Origin of the sequence: Pseudomonas cyclaminis, assembly GCF_015163715.1 — a bacterium.
Classification (GTDB): domain Bacteria; phylum Pseudomonadota; class Gammaproteobacteria; order Pseudomonadales; family Pseudomonadaceae; genus Aquipseudomonas; species Aquipseudomonas cyclaminis.
In genome coordinates this window covers 1-1645 of the sequence record NZ_JADDUM010000276.1, presented here as the reverse complement: position 1 = coordinate 1645, position 1645 = coordinate 1, and the positions used below count along the sequence as shown (strand labels likewise).

Sequence of the window (1645 nt, the reverse complement as noted above, 5' to 3'; positions counted from 1 at the left end):
TGCTGCCGGCGCTCGGTTGGCAGATCAGCGCATTTCAGGCCGGTGCCGTCGGGCTCACGCTGTTCTGCGGCTCCCATGTGTCGGAAATCGTGCGGGGCGCGCTGCAAGCCATTCCCCGTGGGCAGTTGGAAGCGGGCAAGGCGATTGGCCTGACGTTTTATCAGTCCCTGGCCTACGTGCTGCTGCCCCAGGCGTTGCGGCAGATCCTGCCGACCTGGGTCAATTCCTCCACCGAAATCGTCAAGGCCTCGACCTTGTTGTCGGTGATCGGCGTGGCCGAGTTGCTGCTCAGTACCCAGCAAGTCATCGCACGTACCTTCATGACCCTGGAGTTCTACCTGTTCGCCGGATTTATGTTCTTTGTCATCAACTACGCCATCGAGTTATTCGGGCGCTACATTGAAAAGCGGGTGGCCTTGCCATGAACCAACCTCAAACAACCGAGCCGCTGCTGAACATTCGCGGCCTGCGCAAGCAATACGGCGACGTGGAAGTACTCAAGGGCGTCGACCTGTCCATGCAGCGCGGCAACGTCGTGACCTTGATCGGTTCCAGCGGCTCAGGCAAGACCACGCTGCTGCGCTGCGTCAACCTGCTGGAAGAGTTCCAGGGCGGCCAGATCACCCTGGACGGCGAGTCCATCGGCTACAGCGACGTCGGCGGCAAGCGTGTGCGCCACCCGGAGCGGGTGATTGCGCAGCATCGTGCGATGACCGGCATGGCGTTCCAGCAGTTCAATCTGTTCCCCCATTTAAGCGCGTTGCAGAACGTGACCCTGGGCTTATTGAAAGTTAAGAAAATGCCTAAGGACGAGGCCGTTGCACTTGCGGAAAAATGGCTCGACCGCGTAGGACTTCTGGAGCGCCGCAATCATTTCCCTGGCCAGTTGTCCGGCGGCCAGCAACAACGCGTGGCGATTGCCCGTGCGATTGCGATGAACCCCAGCCTGATGCTGTTCGACGAAGTCACCTCGGCCCTCGACCCGGAGCTGGTGGGTGAAGTACTCAGCGTGATCAAGGGCCTGGCGGAAGAGGGCATGACCATGTTGCTGGTCACCCATGAAATGCGCTTTGCCTACGAAGTCTCGGACAAGATCGTATTTATGAACCAGGGGCGGATTGAGGAGCAGGGCTCGGCCAAAGATATTTTCGAGCGCCCGCAGTCACCGCGCCTGGCGGAATTTTTGAAGAACATTCGTTTTTAATCAGGAGCACATGTATGAGCATTACTCGTTACGGCGCCGGCAGCACCGCCGGTGGCGGCCAACCCCGTCCTTTTGCACGCGCCGTAGAAGCGGACGGCTGGCTCTACGTCTCGGGCCAGGTGCCGGCGGTGGACGGTGAAATCATCACCGGCGGCATCATCGAGCAGACCCGGCAGACCATGCGCAATGTGGTGGCGATCCTCGAAGAAGCCGGCTACGAACTCAAGGACGTGGTGCGCGTCGGCGTGTGGCTGGAAGACCCGCGGGATTTCTGGAGTTTCAACAAGGTCTTCGGCGAATACTTCACCCCGGAGCACGCCCCGGCGCGGGCCTGTGTGCAGGCCAATATGATGGTGGATTGCAAGGTCGAGATTGATTGTGTGGCTTACAAGAAAAAGGGCTAAATTGCCCCGTTCTTGAAGCCACAGCAAATCCACTGTG

General features: G+C 59.5%; 3 protein-coding genes. All 3 read left to right on the top strand.

Annotated features, from left to right (window positions below; all coding sequences use genetic code 11):
• Window positions 1-425: amino acid ABC transporter permease (locus IQK56_RS28065; protein WP_193901903.1), on the top strand; the 425-nt coding region annotated here is incomplete at its 5' end.
• Complete coding sequence (locus tag IQK56_RS28060; protein ID WP_122310278.1) at window positions 422-1204, top strand: amino acid ABC transporter ATP-binding protein; 783 nt, start codon at window positions 422-424, stop codon at window positions 1202-1204. The genes IQK56_RS28065 and IQK56_RS28060, both read left to right, overlap by 4 nt.
• Before the next feature lie 14 nt (window positions 1205-1218).
• Window positions 1219-1608 (top strand): RidA family protein, encoded by a 390-nt coding sequence (locus IQK56_RS28055; protein WP_010210958.1) that lies wholly within the window; start codon window positions 1219-1221, stop codon window positions 1606-1608.
• Window positions 1609-1645: the final 37 nt, after the last annotated feature.

What these genes read in the sequence shown, in the direction of transcription:
- IQK56_RS28055 (WP_010210958.1), top strand. Translation starts at nt 1,219, where the DNA reads ATGAGCATTACTCGTTACGGCGCCGGCAGCACCGCCGGTGGCGGCCAA.
- IQK56_RS28060 (WP_122310278.1), top strand. Translation starts at nt 422, where the DNA reads ATGAACCAACCTCAAACAACCGAGCCGCTGCTGAACATTCGCGGCCTG.